Annotated in this window: 15 protein-coding genes; 9 read left to right on the forward strand and 6 right to left on the reverse strand. The window is 68.4% G+C overall.

The window, feature by feature from the left end:
* A partial coding sequence (locus ACFTZB_RS11195; RefSeq protein WP_378431621.1) for a benzoate/H(+) symporter BenE family transporter occupies positions 1-594 on the reverse strand: 594 nt, incomplete at its 3' end.
* A gap of 82 nt (positions 595-676) precedes the next feature.
* Here ACFTZB_RS11195 and ACFTZB_RS11200 point away from each other — a divergent pair.
* Positions 677-1,114 carry an acyl-CoA thioesterase gene (locus ACFTZB_RS11200; protein ID WP_378431663.1) on the forward strand — a complete coding sequence of 146 codons (438 nt, stop codon included), beginning with the start codon at positions 677-679 and terminating at the stop codon, positions 1,112-1,114.
* Between the two features lie 22 nt (positions 1,115-1,136).
* Here ACFTZB_RS11200 and ACFTZB_RS11205 read toward each other — a convergent pair whose 3' ends face one another.
* The gene (locus ACFTZB_RS11205; protein ID WP_378431623.1) at positions 1,137-2,165 is read right to left on the reverse strand and encodes a phosphotransferase family protein; all 1,029 of its coding nucleotides are present in this window, start codon (positions 2,163-2,165) and stop codon (positions 1,137-1,139) included.
* Positions 2,166-2,280: 115 nt separating this feature from the next.
* Here ACFTZB_RS11205 and ACFTZB_RS11210 point away from each other — a divergent pair, with 115 nt between their 5' ends.
* From ACFTZB_RS11210 to ACFTZB_RS11235, 6 genes are all read left to right on the forward strand, one after another.
* Entirely contained in the window at positions 2,281-2,649 is a 369-nt protein-coding gene (locus ACFTZB_RS11210) for a DoxX family protein (protein ID WP_206010473.1), read from the forward strand.
* A 241-nt stretch (positions 2,650-2,890) separates the two neighbouring features.
* Positions 2,891-3,988: a pyruvate dehydrogenase (acetyl-transferring) E1 component subunit alpha gene (gene pdhA / locus ACFTZB_RS11215; RefSeq protein WP_378431624.1), complete on the forward strand. Its 1,098-nt coding sequence runs from the start codon at positions 2,891-2,893 to the stop codon at positions 3,986-3,988.
* Positions 3,985-4,968: an alpha-ketoacid dehydrogenase subunit beta gene (locus ACFTZB_RS11220; RefSeq protein WP_378431625.1), complete on the forward strand. Its 984-nt coding sequence runs from the start codon at positions 3,985-3,987 to the stop codon at positions 4,966-4,968. The genes pdhA and ACFTZB_RS11220 overlap by 4 nt, the downstream gene beginning before the upstream one ends.
* Before the next feature lie 30 nt (positions 4,969-4,998).
* Entirely contained in the window at positions 4,999-6,243 is a 1,245-nt protein-coding gene (locus tag ACFTZB_RS11225) for a dihydrolipoamide acetyltransferase family protein (protein ID WP_378431626.1), read from the forward strand.
* A gap of 61 nt (positions 6,244-6,304) precedes the next feature.
* Entirely contained in the window at positions 6,305-7,453 is a 1,149-nt protein-coding gene (locus tag ACFTZB_RS11230) for an MFS transporter (RefSeq protein ID WP_378431664.1), read from the forward strand.
* A 138-nt stretch (positions 7,454-7,591) separates the two neighbouring features.
* Entirely contained in the window at positions 7,592-8,209 is a 618-nt protein-coding gene (locus tag ACFTZB_RS11235) for a hypothetical protein (RefSeq protein WP_378431628.1), read from the forward strand.
* A 68-nt stretch (positions 8,210-8,277) separates the two neighbouring features.
* Here the strand turns inward: ACFTZB_RS11235 and ACFTZB_RS11240 are convergent, their stop codons facing one another.
* Genes ACFTZB_RS11240 through ACFTZB_RS11250 form a run of 3 tightly spaced genes read right to left on the reverse strand, consistent with a single transcriptional unit; the run spans position 8,278 to position 11,144 of the window.
* Positions 8,278-9,702 carry an NAD(P)(+) transhydrogenase (Re/Si-specific) subunit beta gene (locus ACFTZB_RS11240; protein ID WP_378431629.1) on the reverse strand — a complete coding sequence of 475 codons (1,425 nt, stop codon included), beginning with the start codon at positions 9,700-9,702 and terminating at the stop codon, positions 8,278-8,280.
* Positions 9,702-10,031 carry an NAD(P) transhydrogenase subunit alpha gene (locus ACFTZB_RS11245; RefSeq protein ID WP_378431630.1) on the reverse strand — a complete coding sequence of 110 codons (330 nt, stop codon included), beginning with the start codon at positions 10,029-10,031 and terminating at the stop codon, positions 9,702-9,704. Before ACFTZB_RS11245 ends, ACFTZB_RS11240 begins: the two co-directional genes overlap by 1 nt.
* Entirely contained in the window at positions 10,032-11,144 is a 1,113-nt protein-coding gene (locus ACFTZB_RS11250) for a Re/Si-specific NAD(P)(+) transhydrogenase subunit alpha (RefSeq protein WP_378431631.1), read from the reverse strand.
* A 270-nt stretch (positions 11,145-11,414) separates the two neighbouring features.
* On the opposite strand from ACFTZB_RS11250, the gene ACFTZB_RS11255 reads away from it, so the two are divergent.
* Together ACFTZB_RS11255 and ACFTZB_RS11260 are read left to right on the forward strand one after the other, a co-directional pair.
* Positions 11,415-11,816 carry a DUF488 domain-containing protein gene (locus ACFTZB_RS11255; RefSeq protein WP_072945947.1) on the forward strand — a complete coding sequence of 134 codons (402 nt, stop codon included), beginning with the start codon at positions 11,415-11,417 and terminating at the stop codon, positions 11,814-11,816.
* Positions 11,813-11,977: a hypothetical protein gene (locus ACFTZB_RS11260; RefSeq protein WP_378431632.1), complete on the forward strand. Its 165-nt coding sequence runs from the start codon at positions 11,813-11,815 to the stop codon at positions 11,975-11,977. The genes ACFTZB_RS11255 and ACFTZB_RS11260 overlap by 4 nt, the downstream gene beginning before the upstream one ends.
* A gap of 11 nt (positions 11,978-11,988) precedes the next feature.
* Here ACFTZB_RS11260 and ACFTZB_RS11265 read toward each other — a convergent pair whose 3' ends face one another.
* On the reverse strand, positions 11,989-13,530 hold the full coding sequence (locus tag ACFTZB_RS11265; protein WP_378431633.1) for an AMP-binding protein: 1,542 nt from the start codon (positions 13,528-13,530) through the stop codon (positions 11,989-11,991).
* Positions 13,531-13,600: the final 70 nt, after the last annotated feature.

Here is a 13,600-nt window from a genome sequence, read left to right on the forward strand (position 1 = left end):
GGCGCGGCGGCGGGCTACCCCGACCGCTATAACCACCGCGGCGGCCGCGAACGCGGCCGGGACCGCCCACCGCGGCGAATACCGCTGCAGAACCAGCCACACGAGGACGACGGGCGCGACGGCGAGCGGGGCGTCACGCAGCGCCAGCACCGGCGCCAGGCACAGCGGCAGCAGCACCCCGGCGAGCATCGCCTGCGCCAGTGCCGGGGGGATGGCCGCGATCAGCCGTCCCAGCCGCGGCCACAGCCCGGTGAGGATCACCGCCGCCCCCACGACGGCGAACGCCCCGACCGCGGCGGGCCAGCCGCCGCTCACCGTTCCCGCCCCGGCGAGCAGGGCGGCGCCCGGCGTCGACCACGCGAGGGTGATCGGCATGCGGTAGTGCCGCGACATCCACAACATTCCCAGCGCCTGCGTCACACACAGCGCCAGCAGTCCCGAGGCGGCCTGGGCGGAGTTCGCGCCCACCGCCGTCAGCCCGGTGAGTACGACCGCGAACGAACTCGTGAACCCCACCAGGGCGGTGACGATTCCGGCGCTGATCGGCTGGGCGGCGGAATCCGGTGAACGCACGTCACTGTCGGGCACAGACATAGGACGCGATTCTGCCCGACGCGTGGTGGAGACGATCCGTGGCATTAGGGTCGGGACGGTGAAACACGACGACGCCCCCGCGATGCCGACCGCCGCCGACTTCCCCGCCCTGTGGCCGGTGCCGACCCGCTGGGCGGACAACGACCACTACGGGCACGTCAACAACGTCACGTACTACTCGTATTTCGACACCGCCGTCAACGGCTGGCTGATCGCGACGGCGGGCACCGACATCCGGGATCTGCCCGCGATCGGCGTGGTCGCCGAAACGTCCTGCAGGTACGTGAGCGAGCTGACGTTCCCGGACCGCCTGCAGGTGGGGTTGTCCGTCGAAAAATTGGGCACCCGGAGCATCGTGTACGCGCTCGCGATCTTCCGCGAGAACGGCGACGCACTCGACCTCGCCGCTCTCGGCCGCTTCGTTCACGTGTACGTGGACGCGGAGACCCGCAAGCCGGTTCCGATTCCCGACGAGATCCGCAGCGCCGTAACCCTTCTGGTGGCACCGGGCGCCGCCTGAGGGTCCGGCACCACCGGGTGGATCAGCGCAGGCCCTCGGCCTCGGCCGTTGCCACCGCCCGGGCGATGATCCCGTCGATCAGCGCGACCGTGGGCGCACCGGTCTCGGCCTTGTTCCGGGGGTCGTCTATCACGCGGCGCAGCACGCCTTCGGCGATGATCGCCAGCTTCCACAGCGCGAGCACGTGCCAGTACCCGACGTGCGTGACGTCGCGTTTGGTGTGGTGGACATAGGCCTCCACGAGTTCGGCCCGGGTGGGGAATCCCTCGAGGGTGGAGGCGGGGAACGGGCCGGCGTCCTCGTCGCCCGCCTCCGGCCAGTACGCCAGCAACGCGCCCACGTCGGCGAGCGGGTCGCCCAGTGTGCACAATTCCCAGTCGACCACCGCGACCACCTCGCCCTCCTCCGGCGAGGTGATGACGTTGCTCAGGTGAAAATCGCCGTGCACCAACGACAGTTCGGCCTGCTCCGGCATGTTGCGTTCGAGGATCCCGGCCAGATCCTCGATCGCCGGGACCTCGCGGGTGCGGGACTTCTCCCACTGATCCGCCCAGCGCTTCAACTGCCTTGCCGCATAAGGTTTGTGGCTGGCCAGATCGTCGAGCCCGGCATCCCGGAGGTCGACCGCATGGATTTTCGCGAGCGCCTTCGGCATCGCCAGCCCGACGGCACCCCGCTGCTCGGGCGTCAGTTTCTTCGCCACGCCGACACTGTCGATCACCACCCCCGCGACGTAACTCATCAGCACGAGCGGCGCGTCCGTGACCTCCGGATCTTCGGTGAGCCCGAGGATCTTCGGCACCGGAACGTCGGATCCCTGCAGAGAGGACAGAATCCGGTGTTCGCGGACCACGTCGTGCGCCGACGCGAGCAGATGTCCGAGCGGTGGTCGCCGCAGCACCCACCGTCCACCACCGGCGTCGCTGACCGCGTACGTGAGATTCGACTGACCGTTCCCGATCCTCTCGAAGCTCAGCGGCGCGATCGCTCCCACACCGAGTCCGGCAATCCACGCAGAAACGGCATCTTCGTTCAGCCCCACAGCATTCACGCGCTCGATGCTAACCGCTCGGAAGCCCGATGCGGAGGGAACCGGTCCGCACCGCAGGTCGCGGCCCTAGGGTGGCAACAGTGAGGCCGATTCGGCCGGAACTGGAGGGACGGACGTGGAAGTTTTCCTCATCGTGTGTGGCGTGCTCCTCGCCGTGAGCGCCGTCGCCGTGAGCATTCCCAAGCTGAGGCTGAAGGGAACCGCGTGGACGGGGTTGCAGGCCCGGGGCCTGAGCGGGCAGCAGGTGCGGCTGATCGGCGTGGCGGAACTCGCGGGAGGCGTCGGCGTTCTCGTCGGCCTCTACTGGACTCCGCTGGGCGTGGTGGCGACGGTGGCGCTGCTGATTCTCCTCCTGTGCGCTGTCGCGTTTCACGTCAGACACGGCGATTACGGCAATCCCGACACCCGGGCAGTCGCGATGCCCGCGGTCTACCTCGCGGTGCTCGCCGTCCTCGCTTCGATCGGGTTCGTGTTCGCGGGGTGATCCGGACGTTTCGGACAATTGCAGCGACAACCAAGCGTCGGTGACCTTCGCATTGGTCATTAGACGCAGCATGACACCCCCCACACCCCCAAAACTGGGCATTCTGCTCGACATCGGCGGTGCCACTTGCGCACTTCGCGTTCCCGTGGATGCTGTGAAGTAGGACACACCCGTCCTGCCGCAGTACCCGTCTCCGACGAACCCACAAGGTTCACGGACTCGACAACACGAGGTGACCCCGATGGTCGACAAGATTGCCTATCCGGTCCAGCTCATCCAGCCGGACGGCCGACGGGTCTTCAGACCCGACTACACGAGCCTCGTCCGCGACATCGGACCCGACCAACTGCGCGACCTGTACGAGGACCTCGTCGTCGCGCGCCGGATGGATGTCGAGGCGGTCGCTCTGCAACGCCAGGGTGAACTGGGACTGTGGGCCCCGCTGCTCGGTCAGGAAGCCGCCCAGGTCGGCTCCGCCCGCGCCCTCCGTCCCGACGACTACGCGTTCATCAGCTACCGCGAACACGCCGTCGCCTACTGCCGGGGCGTGGACCCGGGTGTGATGACCCGCATGTGGCGGGGATGCGCGCATTCCGCCTGGGATCCGAGTTCCGTGAACGTGACGAATCCGGCGATCGTCGTCGGATCGCAGGGGCTGCACGCCACCGGGTACGCCATGGGCGCCCACCTCGACGGTGCGGAGATCGCCACGATCGCCTATTTCGGCGACGGCGCCACCAGCCAGGGCGACCTCGCGGAAGCCCTCGGCTTCTCGATGAGTTTCAACGCGCCGGTCGTATTCTTCTGCCAGAACAACCAGTTCGCGATCAGCGAACCGGTCCGCCTGCAGAGTCCCGTCCCCATCGCACAGCGCGCCGCCGGCTACGGCATGCCCGCTCTCCGGGTGGACGGCAACGACGTTCTCGCGGTGCTCGCGGTCACCCGCCAGGCCACCCAGCGCGCCCGCGAAGGCAGTGGACCGACGTTCATCGAGGCCATCACGTACCGGATGGGCCCCCACACCACGTCGGACGATCCCACCCGGTACCGGGCGGCGGCCGAGACGGAGATCTGGAAGGCCCGCGACCCCATCGACCGGATGAGGCGACTCCTCGACCGGGAGGGACTGCTCGGCGACGACTTCCTCGCCCGGGTCCAGGCCACCGCCGACGCCGTCGCCGCGCGACTGCGCGCGGGGACCGTCGAGGCACCCGACCCCGCGCCGCTCGATCTGTTCGACCACGTCTATTCCACCGACCACCCGCTCGTCGACGAGGAACGCGAGCAGTACGCCGCGTACCTCGCAGGTTTCGCCGGCATCGAGGAGGCACTGTCATGACCACCACCACGCTGTCGCTCGGCGCCGCACTCAACGCCGGTCTGCGGCGCGCCCTCGAACACGACCGCAAGGTCGTGATCATGGGCGAGGACGTCGGACGCCTCGGCGGGGTCTTCCGCGTCACCGACACCCTGCAGAAGGACTTCGGCGACAACCGGGTCATCGACACCCCGCTCGCCGAATCGGGGATCGTCGGCGCCGCGTTCGGCATGGCCCTGCGCGGCTACCGGCCCGTCTGCGAGATCCAGTTCGACGGTTTCGTCTACCCCGCGTTCGACCAGATCGTGTCGCAGGTCGCCAAGATTCACTACCGCACGCAAGGCCGGGTCACCGCGCCCCTCACGATCCGGATCCCGTACGGCGGCGGCATCGGCGCGGTCGAGCACCATTCGGAGTCGCCGGAGGCGTACTTCGTCCACACCGCCGGACTCCGTGTCGTCACCCCCAGCAACCCGGCAGACGCGTTCCACATGATCCAGCAGTCCGTCGCGGCGGACGACCCGGTGGTGTTCTTCGAACCGAAGAGGCGGTACTGGGACAAGGCCGAGTTCGACGTGGACGCCGAACCGGATCTGCCACTGCATCGGGCCCGGGTGGCCCGGGAGGGCACGGACGCCACCATCGTCGCGTACGGGTCCGTCGTGCCGACCGCCCTGTCGGCCGCGTCGATCGCCGCCGACGAGGGGCACTCCCTCGAGGTGATCGACCTGCGCTCCCTCGCCCCGATCGACTTCGACACCGTCGAGGAATCGGTGCGCAAAACCGGCAGACTCGTCGTCGCGCACGAGGCGTCCACGTTCCTCGGGCTGGGTGCGGAGATCGCGGCCCGCATCTCCGAGCGGTGCTTCTACCAGCTGGACGCGCCGGTCCTGCGGGTCGGCGGATTCGACGTCCCGTATCCCCCGTCGAAGCTGGAACGGCATCACCTGCCGGACGCCGACCGCCTGCTCGACGCCGTCGATCGCAGTCTCGCGGCCTGATCGCACTCATCGGAGGAGAGGAGTCGTCCGTTGGCGCAGGAATTTCGCCTACCCGATCTCGGTGAGGGACTGACGGAGGCCGAACTGGTCTCCTGGGCCGTCGAGGTGGGCCAGACGATCGAGCTCAACCAGGTGATCGGCGAAGTCGAAACGGCGAAGGCGCTCGTCGAGTTGCCCTCGCCGTATCCGGGTGTCGTGGAGGAACTGCTGGTCGCCCCGGGCGCGACGGTGCCGGTGGGGACGCCCATCATCCGGATCACGACGGATGCGGCCGTCGAGGAGGCTCCCGCGCGCACGCCCGTTCTGGTGGGGTACGGGCCCGAGGCCGCCGCCGAGAGCAAGCGTGCCCGGCGGCGATCCGTCGGCCCGGAGACTGCCCGCCCGGAGTCTGCCCGCCCGGACCGCAGGCGCCTCGACGCGTCGCCGGCCGCCCGGCTCGCGGCCCGTGAACGCGGGATCGACCTCGCGGTCGTCGCGGGAACGGGACCGTCCGGCGCCGTGACCAGGAACGACGTGGAATCCTATGCGAGATCGACTGAGCCGGCAGTCTCGCCGGAGCCTTCCGAGTCGCTGCCGCGCGAGACCCGCACCCCGATCCGCGGTGTCCGCAAGCAGACGGCGGCGGCGATGGTCCGCAGCGCGTTCACGGCCCCGCACGTCACCGAATTCGTGACCGTCGACGTGACGCGCTCGGTGGAACTGCTCGACCGTCTGCGGGACCTCCCCGAATTCGAGGGGCTGTCGGTGACACCGCTGAGTCTGGTCGCGAAGGCGATGATCGTCGCGTTGCGCGCGAATCCGAGCCTCAACGCGTCGTGGGACGAGGAGAACCAGGAGATCGTCACCAAGCACTACGTCAATCTCGGTATCGCCGCGGCCACACCCCGCGGTCTGATGGTCCCCAACATCAAGGAGGCGCAGTCGCTGAGCCTGGTCGAATTGTGCCGCGCGATCACCGAACTGACCGCGACCGCGCGCAGCGGCAAGGCCGAACCGGCACAGCTGACCGGCGGCACGGTGTCGATCACCAACGTCGGGGTGTTCGGTGTCGACGCGGGCACGCCCATCCTCAACCCCGGCGAGGCGGCCATCCTGTGCCTCGGCAGCGTCGGCAAGAGACCGTGGGTGCACGAGGGCGAACTCGCGGTGCGATGGGTCACCACGTTGAGCGTGTCGTTCGACCACCGGGTGGTCGACGGTGAGCAGGGGTCGAGGTTCCTGTCGTCCGTCGCTGCCATGCTGCACGATCCCGCCTCACTGCTCGCGCACCTCTGATCCTCGGTACGTTTGGTCGGTGAGCACTTCCCGAGCGTCCCCGGTCGACAAGCGTGTGCCGGTGGCCGAGCCGCTCCGCCGGGCCCGGGCGGGAACGTTCGGGATCTTCGGGATCAACGGGTTCCTCCTCGGCATGTGGGTCGTGCACATCCCGGCGATCGAGGACCGGACCGGCATCAGCCACTCCACGCTGGGTTCGCTGCTGCTCCTGATGGCGGTCGGTGCGATCGGCGGCATGCAGGTCAGCGGCCCCCTGGCCGACCGGTTCGGCAGCAGGCGGATGGTGATCGTCGCCGGACTCGCGCTGTCGGTCGCCACCCTGGGTCCGGGGCTGGCGTCCACTGCCTGGCAACTCGGTCTCGCCCTGCTCGTGTTCGGCTTCGCCAACGGCGCACTGGACGTGTCGATGAACTCCCAGGCCGTCGAAGTCGAGCAGCGGTATCGACGGCCGATCATGTCCGCGTTCCATGCCCTGTTCTCCGTCGGCGGGGTGGCGGGGTCCCTGCTCGGCGCGGCGACGCTCGCCGCCGGATGGGCGCCGCTGACGGCGCTGCTGGTCGCCGGCGGCATCGGGGTCGTCACCGTCGCCGTGGGCTCCCGCCTGCTGATGGCGGACCGTCCCCGCTCGCGGCACGACCCGGCACCCGCCGAGAAGGCCCACGGCCGACTGTCCGCGCGGGTTCTCGCGCTCGGCGGCATCGCCTTCGTCCTGATGCTGTCGGAGGGTGTCGCGAACGACTGGAGCACCCTGCAGGTCAAGGAACACCTCGGAACGTCGGATTCCGTCGCCGCCCTCGCGTTCGGCGCCTTCTCGGTGATGATGACGGTGGGGCGATTCACGGCCGACCGCGTGAGTGCCGCGCTCGGCCCCGTCGCCGTCGTCCGCTACGGCACCCTGATCGCCGCGCTCGGCATGCTGCTCGTCCTCGTCTCGGTGCTGCTCCCGCTCACGATCCTCGGCTGGGCGCTGTTCGGCCTGGGACTGTCGGGCTGCGTCCCCCAGATCTTCACCGCCGCGGGCAACCTGGGCGCGGGTTCCGCCGGCACCAACATGTCCCGCGTGGTCGGGCTGGGGTACGTCGGATTCCTGGCCGGCCCGGCCACCATCGGCTGGATCACCCAGGTGGTTCCGCTCACCGTCGCCATGGTGGTGCCACTCGTCTGCGTGCTGGTGGCCGCCACGTTCGCGGGGGCGGTCCGGCGCACCTGAACCTCACGCGATGTCGTGATCCTCGTCGTCGGGGATGTGACGGTGCCGGGCGCACGCTCGTCGCACGACGACAACCGTTCACCGACCTCACAGCGGCCGCTCATGGATCACTCAGCGTCGGTTGGCACACTGTGTGTCGTGACCGAATCGACTAGCAGGCTTCGTCACAGTGTTCGTCGCCTCGCCTTCGCCGCGGCGGGTGTGGTGGCACTGTGCGCGCTGTACCTCATCCGCCCCGAATCGCCAGGTCTCGTCCTCCCGGAGGCGCTCCGCCCCGTCGCCGAACCCGTGATCCAGGCGATCGACGTCACGACGGTTCTCGCAGCGGCCGTCGTTCTCGCCATCGTCGCGGCGATGCGAAAACTCTCGTACGGTATGGGTGCGGTACTGCTGCTCTGTATCGGCGCGAATCTCACCAGCGCCGCCGTGCGGGCCTGGGAATCGGATGCGCCGTCCGTGCTGCTGCCGAGCGGGCACGTCGTGGCCGTCACCGCCCTGTACGGTTCGGCTCTGCTGGTGTCGGCGCCCCGGTTCCGGCCCATCATCGCGGGTCTCGGTTTCGCCGTCGTCCTCGGTGTCGCAGGCGCCGCTGCGCTCGTCGAGTCCACCGGTATCTTCGGCCTCGCGGCCAGTCTGATCATCTTCGCGATCTGGTGGGCGCTGGCGTCCACCCTGATGCTGTACTCCCCCGTCGCGGCCGAGCGCGAAGAGCGCCGGCCCGACACCGCGGCCATCGCCTTCTCCCGGCACCTGTAGGCGGCTCCGCCGCCCGTGCGTGGTTAACGAGTCTCTGTACTCGCCAACCACGCACGGGCCCGGAGGGCCTACAGCGCTTTGAGTTCCTCGGTGACCTCGGAGACCGACTTCTTCGCATCCCCGAACAGCATCGAGGTGGTGTCCGCGAAGAACAACGGGTTGTCGATGCCGGCGAACCCGGAGTTCATCGACCGCTTCAGCACGATCACCGACTTCGACTGATCCACATTCAGGATCGGCATCCCGTGGATCGGGCTGGACGGATCGTTGCGGGCGGCCGGGTTGGTGACATCGTTCGCCCCGATCACCAGGGTGACATCGGTCCGGGAGAACTCGTCGTTGATGTCGTCCATTTCCTTCATCGCGTCGTACTCGACGTCCGCCTCGGCCAGCAGCACGTTCATGTGCCCGGGCATCCGGCCCGCCACCGGGTGGATCGCGTACTTGACCTCGACACCCTTCGACTCGAGCAGCTTGGCCATGTCCTTGACCGCGTGCTGAGCCTGCGCGACGGCCAACCCGTACCCGGGAACCACGATCACCTGGTTCGCGTACGCCATCTGGATCGCCGCATCCGCCGCCGACGTCGCCTTCGCCGTCTTCGCGGTACCGTCGCCGACCGCCGCGGCGCCGCCGCCACCACCGAACCCGCCGGCCACGATCGCCGGGATCGACCGGTTCATCGCCTTCGCCATCAGGTTCGTCAGGATCGAACCCGACGCCCCGACGATCATCCCGGCCACGATCATCGCCTGATTATTCAAGGCCAGACCCGCCGCCGCCGCGGACAGACCGGTCAGCGCGTTCAGCAGCGAGATCACCACCGGCATGTCGGCGCCGCCGATCGGCAGCACCACCATCAACCCGAGCACCGCCGCCAGCACCAGCACCCCGACGATCCACCACTGCGACGTCGGTCCGGCCGGGTCGATCGCCTTGACCCCGATCGCCACCGCCAACACAACCGCACCGATCAGCAGCACCGCATTGAGTGGTTGCTGCAGCTTGCCGATGCCGATCGGCCGTCCGGGGAGGGTTTCCTGCAGCTTGAGGAACGCGATCACCGAGCCCCAGAACGACACCGACCCGATGATCGCCGCGAACAAGGAGGCGATCACGATGTGCACCGTCGGCGACTCACCATGCGCGAACGCGGTGAACCCGTCCGAGTCCAGGAACTCCGCATACGCGATCAGCGCGACCGTGCCGCCACCGACACCGTTGAACAACGCCACCAGCTGCGGCATCGCGGTCATCTTCGTCCGCAGCGCCGGCGGCACACCCAGGACCACACCGATCACCAGACCGGACACGATCAGCACCCAGTTGGAGGTGTCCCGGATCGAGATCAGGGTGGCGACCACGGCCACACCCATCCCGACCGCGGCGATCTGGTTACCGCGGACCGCGGTCTTCGGGCCGGTCAGACCCATCAGACCGTAGATGAACATCGAGAACGCCACGATGTAGAGCACGTTGACGAGGTACTCCATTACCGGTCCCCACCCTTCTCAGACACAGCAGCAGGGGCAGCCGGCTTGGACTTGAACATCGCCAGCATCCGGTCGGTCACCACGAAACCACCGACCACGTTGATCGTTCCGAACACCAGCGCCACGAACAGGATCACCTGCAGCCCCCACGGCGGGTTGTCGACCTTCCCGAGCACCACCAGGGCGCCGAGCACCACGATGCCGTGGATGGCGTTCGTCCCCGACATCAGCGGGGTGTGCAACGTGTTCGGGACCTTGGAGATCACCGCGAACCCCACGAACCCGGACAACACCAGGATCGCGATGTTCGCCAACAATTCGGTATACATCTAGGACACACCCTCCTCACGGGTGACGCAGGACGCGGCCAGGACCTCGTCCGAGAAATCCGGTGCCAGCTTCCCGTCGACGAGCATCAGCTCCAGCAGCGCGGAGATGTTCTTCGAGTACAGCTCCGAGGCGTGCTCGGGCATGGACGCGGGCAGGTTCAGCGGCGAGCAGATCGTCACCCCGTGCTTGACCACGGTCTGACCCGGTTCGGTGAGCTCGCAGTTGCCGCCGGTCTCGCCGGCCAGGTCGACCACCACACTGCCGGGCTTCATGCCCTCCACCGCGGCGGCGGTCACCAGGCGGGGTGCCGGGCGGCCCGGGACCAGGGCGGTGGTGATGACCACGTCGAAGCCCTTGATCGCGTCCTCGAGGGCCTGCTGCTGGGCCGCCCGCTCCGCCTCGGTCAGCTCGCGGGCGTAGCCGCCCTCACCGGCGGCGTCGATCCCCAGATCGAGCCACTGCGCACCGACCGAGCGGACCTGGTCGGCGACCTCCGGGCGCACGTCGTAGCCGGTGGCCCGGCCGCCGAGCCGCTTCGCCGTGGCCAGGGCCTGCAGGCCGGCGACCCCGACCCCGAGGACCAGCACCGTCGCCGGCTTGACCGTGCCCGCGGCGGTGGTGAGCATCGGGAAGAACCGGGTCGACTCCGACGCCGCCAGCAGCACCGACTTGTAGCCGGACACGTTGGCCTGCGACGAGAGCGCGTCCATCACCTGGGCGCGGGAGATCCGCGGGATCGCCTCGACGGCGAACGCCTGCACCCCGGCCGCCTTCAGCGCGGCGACCTGGTTGTCCTGGTTGCGGGGGGCGAGGAACCCGATCAGGGTCTGCCCGGCATGCAACCGGCCCACCTCCTCGTCCGACGGCGGCGCGACCTTCACGATCACGTCCGCCGACCACGGGTCGGCGATCGTCGCCCCCGCATCCTTGTACAACTCGTCCGGAATCAACGCGCCCAACCCGGCACCCGACTCGACCACCACGTCGACGCCCTTGGCGATCAACGACGCCACGACCTTCGGCACCAACGCCACCCGACGCTCACCGTCGTTCGACTCCCGAACGACACCGATCGTCGGGCGCGCAGTGGACGCGCTCTGCGATGTATCCATGTATCGACTTCCTGCGGTAGATGGTGTGTGTGCCGCGACGAGCGGCGATCAACCGATGATGAGCGGAAAAAAATTCCCCCGATTCGACTGAGTTAGCTGATAGTAGCCAGAGATCGCGTGACGTAGGGAACAGAGAAGTCCGTGCGTACGCGTCTGAATCGAGTCCGAACAGTCGTTCTCACAGATCTTTCTGCTCGTTTGTGAACCCGATCACAGGGCGATTCGTCGTAGTCTGACGGTAGACAGCCGCACGGAAGCGGAGGTTCGGCCATGAGCAAACCGAAGGAACGGAGCGCGGAGGACGTCACCGCGGATCCGCCGGTGATCGTCGAGCGGGTCTACGACCATCCGACCGAGGGCGACGGACTGCGACTGTTCGTGGACCGGCTGTGGCCGCGGGGGCTGCGCAAGGACGCGTTCCACTTCGACGACTGGGCCAAGGACCTGGCGCCGTCGACGGAGTTGCGTCATTGGTACTCGCACGACGTCGCCGCGTTCAGCGAGTTCCGCGAGCGGTACGTCCACGAGCTCGATTCACCGACCGGCAGGAAGGCGGTCGCACGGGTGCAGGAACTGGCGCAGGGACGGCCGATCGTTCTGCTCACCGCGACGAAGGACGTCAGTCACAGTCATGCCGAGGTCCTCGCCGAATACATGCTGGATCGGTTGTGACGTCTCCCGGCGACGAGGCCGTGCCCGTCGCCGAGCCGGACGGCGACGTCGGCGGCGATCCGGTCTGCTGGCTCGACCGCGTGTGCCCCGACTGCGGGTTGTTCCTCACCGACCGGACCGCGAGCACCTGCCCGCGCTGCGGTGCGGCACGGGACAGGTGACGGTCGGGGGCTCAGCCGGCGTTCAGGTACCGCGCGCGGAGTTTGTGCTTGACGAGTTTGCCGGTGGGGGTGCGCGGCAGGTCGTCGGAGAAGTCGATGCTGCGGGGCGCCTTGTAGTGACTGACCCGCTCCCGCACGTAGTCGAGCAGCTCGCGGGCGACGGCGTCCGACGGTTCCACCCCGTCGACGAGTTGCACGACGGCTTTGACCTGTTCGCCCATCTCGTCGTCGGGTACGCCGATCACCGCGACGTCGAACACCTTGGGATGCATGGTGAGAACGTTCTCCGACTCCTGCGGATAGATGTTCACTCCACCCGAGATGATCATGAACGCGGCCCGGTCCGTGAGGTACAGGAAGCGGTCGGAGTCGATGTAGCCGATGTCGCCGCTCGTCGTCCACGTCGGGTGGTCGGGGTGCGTCGCGGAGTCGGTCTTCGCGGGGTCGTTGTGATACTCGAACGGTCGCTCCTCCCGTTCCCAGTAGACGGTTCCGACGTCGCCGACGGGGACGTCCGCGCCGGTGTCGTCGCAGATGTGGACGATGCCCATGACCCCGTCGTGGCCCACCGACCCGGGCTTGGCGAGCGCCTGGGCGCTGTCGATGAACGTGGCACCGGCGCCCTCCGTGGAGGCGTAGTACTCGTGGACGACGGGACCCCACCAGTCGATCATCGACCGCTTCACGTCGGGCGGGCACGGCGCCGCCGCATGGATCGCCACCTTCAGACTCGACACGTCGAACTTGTCGCGAACGTCCTTCGGCAGCTTGAGCATCCGGACGAACATCGTCGGAACCCACTGGCTGTGGGTCACCCGGTACTCCTCGATGAGCCGCAGCGATTCCTCGGCGCCGAAACGGTCCATCAGCACGATCGTGCCGCCGACGGAGGTGATGGTGCCGCAGAAGCGCAGCGGCGCGGCGTGATACAGCGGTGCCGGGCACAGATAGACGGTGTCGGAATCGAATCCGTACATCGGGGCGAACACCGCGGTGTACGGGTCCGTCGTCGTGTCCACTTCCCCCTCGGGGAGTGCGGGTTTGATCCCCTTGGGCCTGCCCGTGGTGCCCGACGAGTACAGCATGTCCTGCCCGCGGGGCTGCGAATCGAGCGGTTCGGCCGACTCCGCCGCCACGGCGTCCTCGTAGCTGTCGAATCCGTCCAGCGCACCGCCGTACACGAGCCGGTGGCGGACGCGGGGCAGCTGACTCGGGTCGCGGGGCACGGCGCCGCCCGCGTCGGCGGAGACGATGAGCACCTCGGCTCCGCAGTCGTCGACGACGTAACCGGCTTCCTCCGGAGTGAGGTGCCAGTTCACCACGGTGATGTACAGCCCGGATCGCAGCGCCGCCCAGTACACCTCGAGGACCCGGAGGTCGTTGCTCGACACGAGCGCCAGGTGGTCGCCGACCTTCAGGCCGAGCGAGCGCAGGTGCCGTGCGAGGCGGGTGGACCGCTCGTCCAGCTCCCGGTAGGTCAGCCGCTCCCCCGTCGAGGGACGTATGACGGCGGGCTTGTCCGGGGTGGTCGCCACGAAGTTTCCAGGGAACATCCGCACTCCTTTTGTTAATGGAGATTCTCACCATCGGTCTACCACACCGAACCCCGGACGGGGAGGCCTT

The sequence above is a fragment of the Rhodococcus sp. NPDC057014 genome, assembly GCF_042673295.1.
GTDB lineage: Bacteria > Actinomycetota > Actinomycetes > Mycobacteriales > Mycobacteriaceae > Rhodococcus_F.